Consider the following 16,295-nt stretch of genomic DNA (forward strand, 5'->3'; position numbering starts at 1 on the left):
TGCGTGCTCACTGCGCGCTGATGTCCTCGGGCGCCAACCGGCGCACCACCTTGCCGGCCTCGTCCAGGAACTCGACCGCGGCGGCGCCGTCGGCGGCCACCCTCAGCACCAGCCGGACCCTGCCTTCGGCGTCCCTCAGGGACAGCAGGGAGGAGCGCTCGTGGTCCTTGCCCAGGAACACGCGCGCGACATTGGCCGGTCCGCCGGTGAGTTCGACTTGGCGTTTCTGCCTCTCGTCCGGCGGCAAAGCGTTCAGCTCCTCCAGGTTCTCCAACATTGGCTCGGACGATCCATCGGGCTGGTCCAGCACCGTGACTCCCGCCCAGCGGATGCCATCCCGTTCGTACTGACCGAACGTGGCCACCTGGTCCTGCTCGTACTGGTCGAAGGAAAAATGCCCTCCTGCACGGGGCTTTCCATCCGGACCGCGCGAGCCACCAAAGACCAGGCCACCGTTCTCGGTGCCCTCATCGTTGTAGAACAGCATGCCGGCGACCTCGCGCGGATGGCGGTGCTCCTTGCCACGGAAGATCAGGCCCGGGAAACGCGTCCGGTTCGATACCACCAGGCGCAGCGTGCCGTCCGGCTCGCGCACGTTGATGCGCTGCACGTCGATCTCCTCGAAGCTGGCGCGCTTGCCCGGTGCGGCCGCGCCGGTCAGCAGGAAGGCGCATACGGCCACCGTCAGCGCGCCTGAATAGGCCAGCAGCCAGCGCATCGCGGTTCTCTGCTCCATGTCGTCCTCTCCACAGACGCCGCGGATCACGGCGGGGGCGACGTTACCGCACCGGGTTGCTCCCGGCAGGACCTTGGGGGCCAACCGCCGAAATTGCCGGCCAGACATGCCGGATTGGATCGCGAACGCGGCACGGGTGTGCACATCCATCGCCGGATACGCGCGCGCCCGGGCCTTGCGCCACGGCTCCGGAAAACGGAAAGGCCGCCCCATGGGTGGCCGTTCCCCTTGCCCGGCGCGGAATGTCCAGGCCTGCGGCAGCCGCCCCCCTGCCTCGCCCCTGGCGCCGAGGCGTCGAGGGCCTCGACCCGCGGCACGGTTTCGGGAAGGACCGGCCGGCGCCATTGGCCGGCCGGGAGGTGGGCTCAGACCACCGGATTGCGCACCAGCAGGTGCTTGGCCAGCCAGCCGTGGCAGCGCCCGACCAGGCGCGCCAGGTGCAGGGTCGCGAACAGCAGCAGCAAGCCGATCGCGAACGCCAGCAGCGCGCCCGCCCAGCTGTCGGCCAGGGCGAAGTACAGGCCGTCCAGGTGGAAGCCGGGGCTATCCCACCAGCCGAACAGGGAGGCCAGCGGCGTCAGCAGCAGCCCCAGGCTCACCGCCAGCAGGGTCACGATGCAGCTGAAGTACGCCGTGCCCAGCGGCAGCATCGCCAGCATGTAGGCCATCGCCGTCCAGGTGCGGCCGTCGGTGAACAGCTCGCCGATGCGGGTCAGCCAGGGCTTGTCGCGCTGGATGTACAGCGGCCGCCGCGGCATGCGCACGCCCAGCAGCACCTCGACGATGCGCCCTTCCACCAGCGACAGCAGCCGCACCGACATCAGGAACAGCAGCAGCAGCGGCACGCCGATGATCAGGATCAGCAGTCCGCCCGAGGTGGAGATGCCGGTGACGACCCAAGTGAAATAGAACACGCCGGTGGCCAGCGACAGCAGCATGTAGAACAGCGCGCCGTAGGTGTACGGGTCGGCGGCCACGCCGAAGAAGCGGCCGACCAGCGAGCGCTGCTTGGGCGGACGCGGCGGGCGCAGGGCGCGGTTCACGGTGACCTCGGTCTCGCGGTAGATCTCGGCCACTTCCTCCGGCGCGCCGTAGCTGCCGGCCACCGCGGCAATCACCTCGGCCTCGTCGCGGCCGGCCTGCTCGGCCAGCTCCGAGCGCAGGTATTCCTCCGCGTCGTACAGCGCGTCCTGGACCAGCGCCGGATCCGCGCCGCGAAGCGCCTCGCGCAGCTGCTCCAGGTATTCCGGGATGGTGGTCGGCAGCGGCCGACCCTGCTTGGCGTTCATGCGCTTACTCCTCCAGGACGGAATCGACGGAATCGCGGGTGGCGCGCCAGGCGGCGGCCCATTGCGCCAGGACCTCGCGGCCGGCGCCGGTGATGCGGTAGCAGCGCCGCGGCGGGCCGGCATCGGATGGCTCGACGTGGCTTTCCAGCAGGCCTGCGCCCTCCAGGTTGCGCAGCACCGGGTACAGCGCGCTCTGCTTGCCGCTGAGCACGCCGCCGCCCACCTGCTCCAGGCGCTTGGCGATGAGGTAGCCGTACAGGGGCTCGCTGGCCCGCGCCAGCACCGCAAGCAGGACCAGCGACACGGTGCCGGCGCTGAGCTCCTTCTGGAACTTCTTCAGCTGGGCCTCGATGTCGACCATGGATGGGCTCCTCGCCTGCCTCTGGCAGGCTCCGGAGCAAGGCTATTCTTAACTTCGGTATAGCGGATGTGCCGATAGTCACCCGGGGCCGTACTGGCCCTGGCGGCCGGGGTCGGGCCAGAATCCGGGCTCCATTCCCAGGTGCCGCCCATGACCCTGCGCCCCGTCCTGCTCGCCTGCGCCCTGTGCGCCGCCTTCGCCGCTCCTGCCCCCGCCCAGGCCCAGACCCGCGGCCTCCAGGAGATCCTCGCCGACGCGCCGGCCTCGGCCTGGCGCGACCTGGACCCGGAGCGCACCCTGTACATGGACCTCGAAGCCGGCCGGGTGGTCATCGAGCTGGCGCCTGCGTTCGCCCCGGCGCACGCGCGCAACATCGCCACCCTTGCACGCGGCCATTTCTGGGACGGCACCAGCATCTACCGGGTGCAGGACAACTTCGTCGCCCAGTTCGGTGATGTCGATGGCGAGGACCCGGAGAAGGCGAAGGATCTCGGCCGGGCCGCACGCAAGCTGCCGGCGGAATTCGAGCGCGAGGCGGCGGGACTGGATTTCCACCGCCTGCCCGATGCCGATGGCTGGGCGCCGGAAGTCGGCTTCGTCGACGGCTTCCCCGCCGGCCGCGACCCGCACGAAGGCAAGGCCTGGCTGGCCCACTGCTACGCCATGGTCGGCGCCGGCCGCAACGCCGAGCCGGACAGCAGCATCGGCGCCGAGCTGTACGCGGTGATCGGCCAGTCGCCGCGCCAGCTGGACCGCAACATCACCCTGGTCGGTCGCGTGGTGAAGGGCATCGAGCTGCTCAGCTCGCTGCCGCGCGGACCCGAACCGATGGGCTTCTACGAAGACCCGGCCCAGCGCACGCCGATCTTCTCGGTGCGGCTGGCCAGCGAGGTGCCGGCCGGCGAACGCCTGCGCCTGCAGGCCCTGCGCACCGACAGCGCCGCCTTCGCCGAGCTGGTGGAAGCGCGCCGCAACCGCCGCGACGACTTCTACAAGCGCCCGGCCGGGCACATCGACCTGTGCAACGTGATGCTGCCGGTGCGCGTGGCCGCCGACTGAGGCTCAGCGCGCACGCTGGCTGATCGCCACGCTGCCCAGGATCAGGGCGCCGGCCAGCAGCATGGCCAGGGTCACCGGCTCGCCCAGGAACACCCAGGCGAACAGCGCGCCGAACAGCGGCACCAGGTAGGTCACGGTGGACGTGCGCGCGGCGCCGATGCGGTGGATCAGGCCGTAGAAATAGATGAAGGCCAGCCCGGTGCACAGCACGCCCAGGCCGATGGCCGAGCCCCAGGCCTGCGCCGAGACCGCACCGGCCGGCCAGTGGGTGGCCGCCAGCGGCAGCAGCAGCAGCGCCGAGCAGCCCAGGGTCACCGCCGCCGAGGCCGCCGGCGGCAGCCCGGCCATGTAGCGCTTCACCAGGTTCAGGCCGACGCCGTACAGCAGCGCCGCGGTGGCGCCGGCGAACACCGCCGGGCCGATGCTCAGACCGGACACCTTGGCCGTGGCCAGCACCACCACGCCGATGAAGCCGGTCAGCAGCGCCACGGCGCGGCGTGCGCCGATCTTCTCGCCGAACACCAGGTACGCCACCAGTGCGGCGAACAGCACGACCATGGCGTTGCAGATCGCGCCGATCGCCGCCGGCGCGCGTTGCGCCGCCCAGGCGAACAGCAGGAACGGCAGCGCCGAGTTCACCACGCCGATGGCCGCCAGCTTCGGCCAGATGCGCAACGGGAACTGCGCCCGCGCCAGCCACAGGAACGGCAGCAGCACCATCGCCCCCAGCGCCAGGCGCAGCTCCACCAGGGCGTAGGGCCCGAACTCCGGCGCGGCCACCCGCATGAACAGGAACGAGCCGCCCCATACCGCGCCCAGCGCAAGCAGTTCCAGCGGGGTGCGCCAGTCGCGGGCGCCGGCCACGGGCGCGGAGGCGGCGCCGGCTTCCAGGCATTGCTTGGTGCCATCCATCGGTATCTCCTCGGGTAACCGGAGCGGCCACGTCGCGCACGCGGCGCGGCGGCCAGGGGGAAGGAATCGTGCGCCGGTGGCTGCCTTGCCGCTCGCCGTTTCCGGCCATCGCATCACCGGCGCGATGGCCACAGCTTCGGCGTCGCCGGGCGCGCCGACAAGCGCGTAGTATCGGGGCGAGCCACAAATCTGGTTCGTGCCTCGCATGGTCATCCGTCCTGCCCTGCTGCCCGCGCTGGCGGTGTTCGCCGCCGCCGCGCGCCACCAGAACTTCGCCCACGCCGCCGAGGAACTGCACCTGACCGCCAGCGCGGTCAGCCACCACGTGCGCAAGCTGGAATCGCTGCTGGGCACGACCCTGTTCCAGCGCCACGCCCGCGGCGTCACCCTCACCCCCGAGGGCCGGCAGCTGGCCGACGCCGCCGCCGCGGCACTGGCCGACGTCTCGGCGGTGGCCGGCAACCTGCGGCCGGATGCAGGCACCCGGGTGCTGCGGATCAGCACCCTGCATTCGCTGGTGCACTGCTGGCTGCTGCCACGGTTGCCGCAGTTCTGCGCCGCGCACCCGGAAGTCAGGCTGGAGATCGACACCAGCCCGGCGCTGGCGCGCTTCGACGAGGGCGGCCCCGACCTGGCGGTGCGCTATGGCCCCGGGCACTGGCCCGGGCTGGTGGCGCACCACCTGATGGACGATGCGATGTTCCCGGTGGCTTCGCCGCGCCTGCCGGGCGTGGCCGGCATCACCGATCCGCGCCAGATCGCATCGCTGCCGCTGATTTCGGACCTGACCCAGCAGGGCTGGCGCGAATGGTTCCGCGCCGCCGGCGTGCGCGGCGTGCGGCTGCCGCCGATGCACAGCTTCAGCGACAGCACGGACGCCATGCGCGCGGCCGCCGAAGGCATTGGCGCGACCCTGGCCCGCCGCCACCTGGCGCTGGGCTGGCTGGAGCGCGGCGACGTGGTGCGGCTGCCCGGACCGACGATGCAGGCGCGGTTCGCGTACTACGCGGTGTATCCGGCGCACCGCCCGCTGGCGCCGGCGGCCTCGAAGTTCATCGACTGGATCAAGCAGCAGGCCAAGGAGGCGCCATGGGCCGACGCGCCGGAACGGCGGCCGCCCGGCGCGCGCCGGCGCAAGGCCCGGGAGGAGGCCTTCCTCACCCGGCCTTGAAACCGGCGTGGCTAGGCTGCGCGGCATCCATCGGGAGAGTCCGCCATGCCCCAGCTACGCCTCCGCATCATCGGCAACCAGGACGACCTGCGCGCGGTCGCCGACCTGCTGCAAAGCATCGAGGGCGTCGAGCACGTCGAGGAAGTGGCCGACCTGATGCCCCGCCTGGACGACGAGGATTCCAGCTCGGCCGGCCTGTCCGACGACATCGGCCCCGGCGCGCACGACCTGGAGATCGAGGCGCCCAACGATTACACCGCCCGGCGCGTGCGCCAGGCGGTGGAGGAGCTGGCGGTGCGCCTGGGCCTGGTGGTGGAGTTCGAGGCGGAAGAGGAGGAATAGGCCGCCACCGCGCTACACGCTGGCGCCGTCGAAGCGCACCACCTTCAGCGCGTCCAGGTCCACCTCCGGCAGGCAGCGCACGTTGATCGCCACGGTCGCGGTGCCGTCCGGGGCGGTGCCCTCGCCGAACGGCGCGATGCCGCAGGTCGGGCAGAAGTGGTGCTGGATGTGCTTGCGGTTGAACAGGTAGGTGCCCAGCCGCTCGCGCGGGGTGGCCAGCTCGAACGCGCTGGCCGGCACGAACCACAGCAGGCCGCCGCGCCGCCGGCACATCGAGCAGTTGCAGTCGACCACCTGGTCGATCTGTCCTTCGACGGTGAACGCGATGCCGCCGCAATGGCAGCTTCCCTGGTACTTCATGGTGTCCTCCCCGTGCGTGGTGGCGCGGCCCAGCCAATGGCAGGGGCATGGGCGGCGCCTTGCCCCTATCCTGCGCCATCCCTCGACACCGGTATAGCCATGCGCCCGAACCTGCGCCCCTGCCTGCTGGCCCTCGCCCTGCTCGCGCCGCTGGCGGCCTGCCAGAAGCCCGAAGCCCCGGAAGCCGCGTCCACCGCCACCGCGCCCAGCCCGGCCGACGCCGCCTTCGCCGACCTGTCCGCGCGCGCGCTCGAGGCCTGGATGCGCTTGTCGCCGGTGGCCGCCACCCAGGCCGGCGACCACCGCCATGACGCCGAGCTGGACGACCTCTCCGCCGAGGGCCGCCGCCAGGCGCTGGAGACCAGCCGCGCCCTGCTGGCCGAACTGGATGCGCTGGACGTGGCCGCGCTGTCCCGCGACAACCAGGTCGACGCCGCGATCCTGCGCAACCGCCTGGAGTACGACATCTGGAGCGCGGAAGTGCTGCAGCCCTGGGCCTGGGACCCGCAGGTCTACGGCGACCTCGCCGGCAGCGCGATCTACGGACTGATGGCGCGCGAGTTCGCGCCGCTGCCCGAACGCCTCAGGTCGGCCACCGCGCGCATGCGCCTGATCCCCGGCCTGCTGGCGCAGGCGCGCGCCAACCTGGATCCGGCGCGGGTGCCGAAGATCCACGCCGAGACCGTGGCCCGGCAGAACTCCGGCCTGCTGGGCCTGGTGGACCTGCTCGTGGTCCCGGCGCTGGACCAGCTGGACGCGGCCGACCGCCGGGCCGCCGAGGAGGCGATCGCCGGCCTGCGCGCGGCCGTGGTCGAGCACCAGGCATGGCTGGACCGGACCCTGGTCCCGAACGCGCGCGGCGACTTCCGCATCGGCGCGGAGCTGTACGACCGCAAGCTGCAGTTCGCCCTGCTGTCCTCGCTGTCGCGCGCGCAGATCCGCCAGCGCGCCGAGGCCGAGCTGGAGCGCGTGCGCGCGGAGATGTACGGCATCGCCCGCACGGTGCTGGCCGACCGCCCGGGTGTCCCCGAACTGCCGGACTCCCCGACCCCGGAACAGCAGCAGGCGGCGATCGAGGCCGCACTGGAGCTGGCCTACGCCGAGCGCCCGGCGCGCGACCGCGTGGTCCCCGACGCCGAGGCGGCACTGGCGCAGGCCACGGCGTTCGTGCGGGAGAAGGACCTGGTGACCCTGCCCGACGCGCCGGTGGAAATCATCGAGATGCCCGAATTCCAGCGCGGCGTGGCGGTGGCCTATTGCGACTCGCCCGGCCCGCTGGACCGCAACCTCAAGACCTTCTACGCGGTCTCGCCGATCCCGGAGGAATGGACCCAGGAACAGGTGGACTCGTTCCTGCGCGAATACAACTCGCGCATGATCCACCTGCTGAGCATCCACGAGGGCACGCCCGGCCACTACCTGGAGGGCTGGCACTCGGCGCGGCATCCCTCCACCCTGCGCGCGGTGCTGCGCTCCGGTCCGTTCGCCGAGGGCTGGGCGGTGTACACCGAGAAGGTGATGGCCGACGCCGGCTACCTTGGCAACGACCCGCTGTTCCGCCTGGTGCAGCTGAAGTTCTACCTGCGCACCATCGCCAACGCGATCCTCGACCAGGGCGTGCACGTGGACGGCTGGAGCCGCGAGCAGGCCATGGACCTGATGGTCCGGAAGACCTTCCAGCAGGAGCGCGAGGCCGCCGGCAAGTGGGTGCGCGCGCAGCTGACCTCGGCGCAGCTGCCGACCTACTTCGTCGGCGCGCAGGAGCACTTCGACATGCGTGCCGCGGCGGAGGCGGAGCTGGGCGAGCGTTTCGACGCGAAGACCTACCACGACCAGGTCCTGTCCCACGGTGCCCCGCCGGTGCGCTTCGTGCGGCAGCTGCTGCTGGGCGAACCGGTGAGGTGACCGGTTCGTGATTCGTGATTCGTGATTGGTGATCCGCGGGAGCCGCCGTCGTCCCGGCATTGGCCGGAGCGACGGGACGCATGCGCAGCCCGGATACGCGGAGCGCGTCCGGGCTGACGCGCCTGCCATGCCAGCCGAAGCCATGGCCGAATGTGCCTGGAGCCGGCGCTGCCCTGGCGGGGGCTTACTCCACCGGCTTCAGCACCAGGTCCTGGAAGTCGAAGCTGAAGTCGGTCAGGTCCGAGGCCGCCTCCATCCGCGCCTCGCGCACCTTGCCGTCCGGATCCAGGTGGAAGGTGACGAAGGCATCGCCGTTGAGCGTGCGCTCGCGCCACTTCACCAGGAAGGTGTCGTGCTGCCAGTGCTGCAGCTCGCCCACCAGCAGCGGGCTGCGGGTGAAGCGCATCAGCAGGCGCCCGTTCTCCTGCTTCACCTCGACGTCGCCGTACCAGGCATCGCGGTAGGTCGCGGCGTAGCCGGACAGCGGCAGCGAGGGCTTGGAGCGCTTGTCGCGCGCGGCCACGCGCTTGGCCCAGGCGTCGTCGGCGCGGGCCTTCGACTTTTCCGCCGCCGCGGCATAGGCCGCCACCCAGTCGACCCGCTCGGCCGGCTGCAGGAAGGCGTCGAGCACGTGCAGGGTGACGGCGTTGAACGCGCCGCCGGATTCCTGGTTGGTCAGCACCACCACGCCCAGGTTGCGCCCCGGCACCAGGGTCACCCGCGAGACCATGCCGGGCCAGCCGCCGGTGTGCCACACCAGCTTCTCGCCGCGGTAGGTCGACAGCATCCAGCCCTCGCCGTAGCCGAGGAAGTCCGGCCTGGACGCGGCCAGTTCCGGCACCGCCGGCTCGGGGATGTTGATCGGCGTGTGCAGCGTCCACATCGACTTGTGCCGGCGCTCGGAGAACAGCCGCTGCTCCCGGCCCTCGGCATCGGTGTAGCGGCCGCCGGCCAGCTGCGCGTTCATCCAGCGCGCCATGTCGTGCACGCTGGAGTAGATGCCACCGGCGCCGGCGGCGTTGTGCCAGGTGAGCGGGAAGGTCGGGCGCAGGGTGGTGAAGTCGGCCTTGGCATGGCCGCTGGCGGCGCGGTCGCCGGGACGCAGGGCGTCGGCGTTGAAGCGCGTCCCGGCCATCCCCAGCGGGTCGAAGAAGCGCTGCTGCAGGAACTGCGCGTAGGACTGGCCGGAGACCCGCTCGATCAGCAGGGTGGCCGCGGCGTACAGGATGTTGTCGTAGGCATAGCGCTCGCGGAAGCTGCTTGCCAGCGGCACGTCCTTCAGGCGCGCCACCACTTCCTCGGTGCTGTAGTCGCTGCCCGGCCAGAACAGCAGGTCGCCGGCGCCCAGGCCCAGGCCGCTGCGGTGGGTCAGCAGGTCGCGCACGCGCATCTGCGCGGTGACGTAGGGATCGGCCATGCGGAACTCCGGCAGGTGCTCGACCACCCGGTCTTCCAGCGACAGCTTGCCCTCGTCGGCCAGCATCGCCAGCGAGGCGGCGGTGAAGGCCTTGGTGTTGGAGGCGATGGCGAACAGGGTGTGGGCATCCACCGGATCGGGCTGGCCCAGCTCGCGCACGCCCCAGCCGCCCTCGAACACCACCTGGCCATCCTTGACCACCGCCACGGCGATACCCGGCACCTCGAAGCGCTCGCGCGCCGCTTCCACCCAGGCGCCAAGCTGGGCCGGATCCAGCGCGGCCGGCGCCGGAGCGGTGGCGGCGGCGGGCTCCTGCGCCACGGCCGGTGCCAACGGCACCAGGCCCAGCGCGAGCAGGCAGGACAGGCACAGGGACGAAGGGCGCAGGGCCATGGGCAGCTCCGGTATGGGTGTGCGCCGATTCTAGGCGCAGCCGCCGTGCGCGCCCGAGTGTCGGAAGTCGGGGCGTGGCCGATGCAGGACCCGCGCGCCGGGTCGGCTACGATCGACATCCGCTCCTCCCCGGCCACCGCCATGTCCGACCTGTTCGATCCCGCCCCCGCCGCTTCCGGCCAGCCGCGCATCCGCGTCGGCATCGGCGGCTGGACCTATGCGCCGTGGCGCGGCGGCGTGTTCTACCCGGAGAAGCTGGTGCAGCGGCGCGAGCTGGAATACGCCAGCCGCCACGTCACCGCGATCGAGATCAACGGCACCTACTACGGCGCGCAGAAACCGGAGACCTACGCCCGCTGGCGCGACGAGACCCCGCCGGGCTTCGTGTTCACCGCCAAGGCGCCGAAGCGGATCATGGCCAGCCGCCGCCTGGCCGGCACCGGCGCGCAGGTGCAGGACTTCGCCGGCGGCATCGCCACCCTGGGCGACCGCCTCGGCGCCATCCTGTGGCAGTTCGACCGCGGCCAGAGCCCGTCGCTGGAGGCGCTGGCCGACTTCGTCGCCCTGCTGCCGCCGGAGGTGGACGGCCTGCGCCTGCGCCACGCGCTGGAACTGCGCGACCCCGCGGCCTTCACCCCGGAGCTGCTGGCCCTGCTGCGCCGGCACAACATCGCCCTGGTCGCGGCCGCCTCCGACGAGCACCCGTCCTTCGCCGACATCACCGCCGACTTCGTCTACGCGCGGGTGATGCAGGCGCGCGCCGGGCTGGCGCAGGGCTATGCGGACGCGGAGCTGGACGCCTGGGCCGCACGGGTCCTCGCCTGGCATGCCGGCGAGGATCCGGCGGACCTGGCGCACGTCGGTCCGCCGCTGCCGCCCGCGAAGCCGCGCGAGGTGTTCGTGTTCTTCATCGCCGCGGCCAAGGAGCGCAACCCGGCCGCGGCCATGGCCTTGCTGCAGCGCCTGTCCGCGGCCTGAGCCCGCCCGTCGCCGGCCCCTGCCCGGCCGCGGCGGTCCGTGCGAGGATGCGCGCCCATGAGCGCGCCCGCATCCGTACGCCGTCCCGTTCCCACCCGCCATGCCCTGGCACTGCTCGCCGCCTACGCGGCGATCTGGACCGCCCTGGCCATCAATCCCAGCTACCGCGAGGACTGGGCCCTGGAGAACGTGCTGGTGGTGGCCGCGGTGGCGCTGCTGCCGGTGCTGTGGCGGCGCATGCCGCTGGCCTGGCCCAGCTGCATCGGCCTGTTCGTGTTCGGCGTGCTGCACGCCATCGGCGCGCACTACACCTATGCCGAGGTGCCGTACGACGCGTTCTTCCGCGACCACTTCGGCTTCTCGGTCGATGCCCTGTTCGGCTTCCAGCGCAATACCTACGACCGCCTGGTGCACTTCGGCTACGGCCTGCTGCTGGCCCCGGCCTGCGTCGAGCTGCTGGACCGGGTGGCGCCGCCGCGCGGGGCATGGCGCTACGTGCTGCCGGTGAGCTTCGTGATGTCCCACGCGCTGTTGTTCGAGATCTTCGAGTGGCTGGCCGCCAGCATGTTCGGCGGCGACCTGGGCCAGGCCTACCTGGGCACCCAGGGCGACGAGTGGGACGCGCAGAAGGACATGCTGCTGGCCACCCTGGGCGCGGCCTTGTCGGTCACGGCGCTGGGCCTGGCCGGCTGGCTGTCGCCGCGGCGCTGAGCCCATGGACGCGCGCCGGCGGCCCCGCCGCGGGCGATAATGCGCCATGCCGATGAACCCCCACACCCGCGCCCTGCTGCAGGTCCACTTCTGCGTCCTGCTGTGGGGCTTCACCGCCATCCTCGGCAAGCTGATCGCGCTGCCCGCGCTGCCCCTGGTGTGGTGGCGCATGCTGCTGGTGGTCGCCGCCCTGGCCCTGCTGCCGCGCGTATGGCGCGGGCTGCGCGCAATGCCGCCGCGGCTGGTGGCCGGCTACGCCGGCGTCGGCGTGCTGGTGGCCCTGCACTGGCTGACCTTCTACGGTGCGATCAAGCTGGCCAATGCCTCGGTGGCGGCCACCTGCATCGCCCTGGCGCCGGTGTTCACCGCGGTGATCGAGCCCTGGGTGGCGCGGCGCCCGTTCCGCCCGCGCGAGCTGGTGCTGGGCGTGGCGGTGCTGCCGGGCGTGGCCCTGGTGGTCGGTGGCGTGCCGGACGGCATGCGCGCCGGCGTGGCGGTGGGCGCGCTCTCGGCGCTGCTGGTGGCGGTGTTCGGCTCGCTCAACAAGCGCCTGGTCGAGCATGCCGATCCGCTGACCGTCACCGCGCTGGAACTGGGCGCCGGCACCCTGGTGCTGGGCGCGCTGGCGCCGCTGATGCCGCTGCTGGCGCCGGAGTTCGCCGGCCGGCTGCTGGCCCTGCCGGGCCTGCACGACGGCATCCTGCTGCTGGTCCTGGCACTGGCCTGCACCCTGCTGCCGTTCGCGCTGGCGCTGGTGGCGCTGCGCCGGCTCAGCGCCTACGCGGTGCAGCTGGTGACCAACCTCGAGCCGGTGTACGCGATCGTGCTGGCGGCGCTGCTGCTGGGCGAGCAGCGCGAGCTGAGCCTGCAGTTCTACCTGGGCGTGGCCATCGTCCTGGCCGCGGTGTTCCTGGACCCGCTGCTGTCGCGCCGGCGCCCGGCGGCGAGCGCGCCGGCGGCGGACGCCGCGCGCCAGCTGGTGGACTGATTCAGTCGGCCACTTCCACCCGCGCGCGGCCGCCGACCTTGGCGCGGTACATGGCCGCGTCGGCGCGGGCCACCGCCTGCCCCGGTTCCTCGCCGGGGCGCCACTGCGCCACGCCGATGCTGGCGGTCACCCCGCCGCCGCCCTCCACCACCGCCACCGCGCGGACCAGGCTCTCGCAATGCGCGCGCGCCTGCCCCAGGTCCAGGCCCGGCAGCAGCAGCGCGAACTCCTCGCCGCCATACCGCGCCGCCACGCCCACGCCCTGCATCCGCTCGCCCAGCGCGTGGCCGACCTGGACCAGCACGCGGTCGCCGGCGGCGTGGCCGTAGGTGTCGTTGATCGATTTGAAGTGGTCCAGGTCCAGCACCGCCAGCGACAGCGGCGTGCCCTCGCGCCCCGCCCGCTCCACCGCCGCGCGCAGTGCCTCGCCGTAGCCTCGGCGGTTGCGCAGCCCGGTCAGCGGGTCGGTACGGGTCTGCTCGGCCAGGTCGGCGTTCTGCGCCTCCAGCAGCTGCGAGTAGTGCAGCAGCTGCTGCTCGTACCAGGCGCATTCGCGCACGTACAGGTTCAGCGCCTCGGTGGTGCGGCGCAGTTCGATCAGGAAGCCGGCCTGGCGCGCCAGCGCGCGCAGCGCCTCCGCACCCTCCTCGCCCAGTACCCGCGGGCGGCTGTCGAACACGCACAGGCTGCCCAGGGCGTGGCCTTCGGCATCCAGCAACGGCACCCCGGCGTAGAAGCGGATGTGCAGGCCGCCGGTGACCAGCGGGTTGGCGGCAAAGCGCGGGTCGCGGGTGGCGTCCTCCACCACCAGCATGCGCTGCGGCTCGAGGATGGTGTGCGCGCAAAAGGCGGCGTCGCGCGGGGTCTCGCAGGCGTCGAAGCCGGTGCGCGCCTTGAACCACTGGCGCTCGGCGTCGATCAGCGAGACCGCCGCCATCGGCGCGCCGGTGATCGCCGAGGCCAGCGCCACCAGGTCGTCGAACGCCTGCTCGCGCGGGGTGTCGAGCAGGCGGGTGGCGCGCAGCGCCGCCAGCCGTTCGGCTTCGTTGCCCGGTCGCGGCGGACGCGGCGCTGGTGCTGTTGCCGGCTGCATGGTCTTCACCAGTTGTCGAACTGCGGGAGCAGGCCGCGCAGTTCCTCCGGGGTCAGGTTGCGCCACTGCCCGGGCTTGAGTGCGCCGAGCCTGACGTTGTCGATGCGCACCCGCCGCAGCTGGGTGACGCGGTAGCCGAACGCGGCTGACATCAGCCGGATCTGCCGGTTCAGGCCCTGGCGCAGCACGATGCGGAAGCCGAACTTGGCGATCCGGCTGGTGCGGCACGGCAGGGTCATCTGCCCGTGCACCGGCACGCCGCGGGCCATGCCGCGCAGGAACTCGTCGGTCACCGGCTTGTTCACCGCCACCAGGTACTCCTTCTCGTGCCCGTTCTCGGCGCGCAGGATCTCGTTGACGATGTCGCCGTTGCTGGTCAGCAGGATCAGGCCTTCCGAATCCTTGTCCAGGCGGCCGATCGGGAAGATCCGCTGCTCGTGGCCGACGAAGTCGACGATGTTGCCCTTCACCGAGCTCTCGGTGGTGCAGGTGATGCCGACCGGCTTGTTCAGGGCGATGTAGACATGGCGGCGCTTGCCCGGCCTGGCGGCGCGCAGCTTCAGCGGCTGGCCGTCCACGCGGACTTCGTCGCCCTCGCCGACCACGACGCCGACGCCGGCCGGCTGGCCGTTGACGGTCACCCGGCGCGCGGCGACCAGGCGGTCGGCCTCGCGGCGGGAACAGAAGCCGGTGGCGGCGATGTACTTGTTGAGGCGGGCGGCGTCTTCGGTCATGGCCCATTATCCGCTTCCGGCCGCCGCCGCGCTGCGTCGCGCGCTCCCCGTGGTCGGGAACGGCTCAGCCGGCCAGCTGGACCTGGTCGCGCCCGCCGCGCTTGGCCGCGTACATGGCCTGGTCGGCCCGGCGCAGCAACGCCGCGGCATCGGCATCGCCGTCGCGCAGGGTGGCCACGCCGATGCTGGCGGTCAGCGACAGCCCCTCCAGGCCCAGCTCGCGCGCGGTGGCGGCCAGGCGCACGCGCAGGGCATGCATGCGCTGCACCGCCGAGTCCGCGGCCACGCCCGGCAGCAGCATCAGGAACTCCTCGCCGCCCATGCGCGCCGCTTCGGAGGCACCGCGCACCGTGGCCCGCAGCGCCTGCGCCACCGCCACCAGCACCCGGTCGCCGGCCTCGTGGCCGTGGTCGTCGTTGATCGCCTTGAAGTGGTCGATGTCGATGAAGGCCACGCTCAGCGCCGTGCCGTCCTCGCGGGCGACGGCGAACATCTCGCCCAGCCGGCGCAGGCCGGCGCGGCGGTTGGGCAGGCCGGTCAGCGGGTCGGTCTCGGCCAGCTGCTGCATCTCGTCGCGCTGGCGGCGCAGGCGGCCCAGGCGCAGGTTGAGGGCGTAGGCGCTCACCGCCAGGAACCAGGTGACCGCCAGCTGGATCACCTCGACCCGGTACTCGATCAGCAGGCGGCTGCCGGCCAGCTCCAGCAGCGCGATCAGGGCGAACGGCAGCATCCCCGCCAGCGCCGGCAGCACCCCCGGGCGCTGCCGCCACAGCCGGTGCAGGGCCCAGCCCAGGATCAGCAGGTAGACCATGCGGAACGCCAGCTCGACCCCGACCGCCAGCGGCTCCAGCCACGCCAGCGGAGCCAGCAGCACGGTGAGGCTGGCGGCGATCCAGGTGCCGGCGGTGGCCAGGACCATGCGCCGGCGCACGCCCGGCGGGAGGCCGGGGCCGGCCACCAGCAGCCACATGCCGCACAGCACCGCGCCCAGGCCCATGCTGGACAGGCCCACGAACCAGCGCGGCTCGTGCCCGGCCACCGGCAGCCAGGGTTCCGGGTAGCCGCTGAGGCCGCTGAGCACCGCCTGCCAGACCACCGACAGGCCGCACAGCGCCGCATAGCCGAGGAAGGTCCAGTCGCGCGCGCCGGGATAGGCCATCAGCGCCGTGGCCGCCAGCACCAGGGCCACCGCCAGGCACGCGGTGCGCACCACCAGGCGCAGGGTGTCCACGTGCTGCACCTCGCTGGGCGCGCCGATGCGGATGGTCGGGATCCAGCCGGGCTTGAGTGCCGGCTGCCAGTACACGATCACCGGGTCCTGGTTACCGGCCTGCGGCACGATCACCATGCCCACGCCCGCGCGGAAGCGGGAATCGCGGGTGCGGGCGTCGTGCATCAGCCCGCACACCCGGTGCCCGCCGTACTCCAGGCGCACCTCGCCGGCGAACACGTTGAACACGCTCACCGCCTGCGGCACGCCGGGCCAGCCGCCCGGCGGCGGATGCACCACCGCCCGCGCCGGCGGCACCGGGGCGTCGGCGGGGCAATCGCGGGTGCGGGGCTGTTCCTGGGTGGGCTGGCCGGTCACCAGGTGGGCGGTCGGCGGCCAGCGCTGGATGCGGCCGAAGGCATTGGCGACCACCACCGCGATCGCCAGCAACGCGAGCACCATCAAGCCGACCCTGGGCCAGATCCATGGATGGAGCCGCGCGCGGCCCGGTCTGCTCCGTTGCGGTTTCACCCGCCCATGATACGGAGCGCGGCCACGGTCGCCCACGGGCCTGGATCATCCTTTGGGATTGTTGCTTTTGTGACCGCCATCAGCCTACCCCGGGGCCGGCCCCGC

Annotated in this window: 16 protein-coding genes; 7 read left to right on the forward strand and 9 right to left on the reverse strand. The window is 72.5% G+C overall.

The window, feature by feature from the left end:
• Window positions 1-7 precede the first annotated feature (7 nt).
• The 3 genes from PSEJ31_RS0104215 to PSEJ31_RS0104225 form a co-directional block, all read right to left on the reverse strand.
• Window positions 8-736, reverse strand: a complete 729-nt coding sequence (locus PSEJ31_RS0104215) for a hypothetical protein (protein WP_026010489.1) — start codon at window positions 734-736, stop codon at window positions 8-10.
• A 365-nt stretch (window positions 737-1,101) separates the two neighbouring features.
• Entirely contained in the window at window positions 1,102-2,025 is a 924-nt protein-coding gene (locus tag PSEJ31_RS0104220) for a sensor domain-containing protein (RefSeq protein ID WP_028914748.1), read from the reverse strand.
• 4 nt (window positions 2,026-2,029) lie between these two features.
• Window positions 2,030-2,386, reverse strand: a complete 357-nt coding sequence (locus PSEJ31_RS0104225) for a PadR family transcriptional regulator (protein WP_019398453.1) — start codon at window positions 2,384-2,386, stop codon at window positions 2,030-2,032.
• 150 nt (window positions 2,387-2,536) lie between these two features.
• On the opposite strand from PSEJ31_RS0104225, the gene PSEJ31_RS0104230 reads away from it, so the two are divergent.
• Window positions 2,537-3,445, forward strand: a complete 909-nt coding sequence (locus PSEJ31_RS0104230; RefSeq protein WP_028914749.1) for a peptidylprolyl isomerase — start codon at window positions 2,537-2,539, stop codon at window positions 3,443-3,445.
• A gap of 3 nt (window positions 3,446-3,448) precedes the next feature.
• Here the strand turns inward: PSEJ31_RS0104230 and PSEJ31_RS0104235 are convergent, their stop codons facing one another.
• Window positions 3,449-4,357 (reverse strand): DMT family transporter, encoded by a 909-nt coding sequence (locus PSEJ31_RS0104235; RefSeq protein ID WP_019398451.1) that lies wholly within the window; start codon window positions 4,355-4,357, stop codon window positions 3,449-3,451.
• 205 nt (window positions 4,358-4,562) lie between these two features.
• Between PSEJ31_RS0104235 and PSEJ31_RS0104240 the strand changes: the two genes are divergently transcribed.
• A complete protein-coding gene (locus tag PSEJ31_RS0104240; RefSeq protein ID WP_028914750.1) occupies window positions 4,563-5,528 on the forward strand; it encodes a LysR substrate-binding domain-containing protein in 966 nt (321 codons plus the stop codon).
• A gap of 45 nt (window positions 5,529-5,573) precedes the next feature.
• Window positions 5,574-5,870 (forward strand): hypothetical protein, encoded by a 297-nt coding sequence (locus PSEJ31_RS0104245; protein ID WP_028914751.1) that lies wholly within the window; start codon window positions 5,574-5,576, stop codon window positions 5,868-5,870.
• Window positions 5,871-5,882: 12 nt separating this feature from the next.
• Here the strand turns inward: PSEJ31_RS0104245 and PSEJ31_RS0104250 are convergent, their stop codons facing one another.
• Window positions 5,883-6,230, reverse strand: a complete 348-nt coding sequence (locus PSEJ31_RS0104250; protein ID WP_019398448.1) for a GFA family protein — start codon at window positions 6,228-6,230, stop codon at window positions 5,883-5,885.
• 111 nt (window positions 6,231-6,341) lie between these two features.
• Between PSEJ31_RS0104250 and PSEJ31_RS0104255 the strand changes: the two genes are divergently transcribed.
• Entirely contained in the window at window positions 6,342-8,135 is a 1,794-nt protein-coding gene (locus PSEJ31_RS0104255; RefSeq protein WP_026010487.1) for a DUF885 domain-containing protein, read from the forward strand.
• 184 nt (window positions 8,136-8,319) lie between these two features.
• On the opposite strand, the gene PSEJ31_RS0104260 is transcribed toward PSEJ31_RS0104255, so the two are convergent.
• Window positions 8,320-9,945 carry a serine hydrolase gene (locus PSEJ31_RS0104260; RefSeq protein ID WP_028914752.1) on the reverse strand — a complete coding sequence of 542 codons (1,626 nt, stop codon included), beginning with the start codon at window positions 9,943-9,945 and terminating at the stop codon, window positions 8,320-8,322.
• Window positions 9,946-10,086: 141 nt separating this feature from the next.
• Here PSEJ31_RS0104260 and PSEJ31_RS0104265 point away from each other — a divergent pair, with 141 nt between their 5' ends.
• From PSEJ31_RS0104265 to PSEJ31_RS0104275, 3 genes are read left to right on the forward strand one after another with little or no spacing between them, the layout of a single operon-like run.
• Window positions 10,087-10,923 carry a DUF72 domain-containing protein gene (locus PSEJ31_RS0104265; protein ID WP_028914753.1) on the forward strand — a complete coding sequence of 279 codons (837 nt, stop codon included), beginning with the start codon at window positions 10,087-10,089 and terminating at the stop codon, window positions 10,921-10,923.
• A 57-nt stretch (window positions 10,924-10,980) separates the two neighbouring features.
• A complete protein-coding gene (locus tag PSEJ31_RS0104270) occupies window positions 10,981-11,634 on the forward strand; it encodes a DUF2238 domain-containing protein (RefSeq protein ID WP_019398444.1) in 654 nt (217 codons plus the stop codon).
• A 46-nt stretch (window positions 11,635-11,680) separates the two neighbouring features.
• Window positions 11,681-12,622: a DMT family transporter gene (locus tag PSEJ31_RS0104275; protein ID WP_028914754.1), complete on the forward strand. Its 942-nt coding sequence runs from the start codon at window positions 11,681-11,683 to the stop codon at window positions 12,620-12,622.
• A 1-nt stretch (window position 12,623) separates the two neighbouring features.
• Here PSEJ31_RS0104275 and PSEJ31_RS0104280 read toward each other — a convergent pair whose 3' ends face one another.
• From PSEJ31_RS0104280 to PSEJ31_RS15640, 3 genes are all read right to left on the reverse strand, one after another.
• Entirely contained in the window at window positions 12,624-13,715 is a 1,092-nt protein-coding gene (locus tag PSEJ31_RS0104280) for a sensor domain-containing diguanylate cyclase (RefSeq protein ID WP_028914755.1), read from the reverse strand.
• A 5-nt stretch (window positions 13,716-13,720) separates the two neighbouring features.
• Window positions 13,721-14,449 carry a pseudouridine synthase gene (locus tag PSEJ31_RS0104285; protein ID WP_028914756.1) on the reverse strand — a complete coding sequence of 243 codons (729 nt, stop codon included), beginning with the start codon at window positions 14,447-14,449 and terminating at the stop codon, window positions 13,721-13,723.
• 64 nt (window positions 14,450-14,513) lie between these two features.
• Window positions 14,514-16,121, reverse strand: coding sequence for a GGDEF domain-containing protein (locus PSEJ31_RS15640; protein ID WP_051403642.1), 1,608 nt, complete (start codon window positions 16,119-16,121; stop codon window positions 14,514-14,516).
• Window positions 16,122-16,295: the final 174 nt, after the last annotated feature.

The sequence above is a fragment of the Pseudoxanthomonas sp. J31 genome, assembly GCF_000510725.1.
Lineage (GTDB): Bacteria > Pseudomonadota > Gammaproteobacteria > Xanthomonadales > Xanthomonadaceae > Pseudoxanthomonas.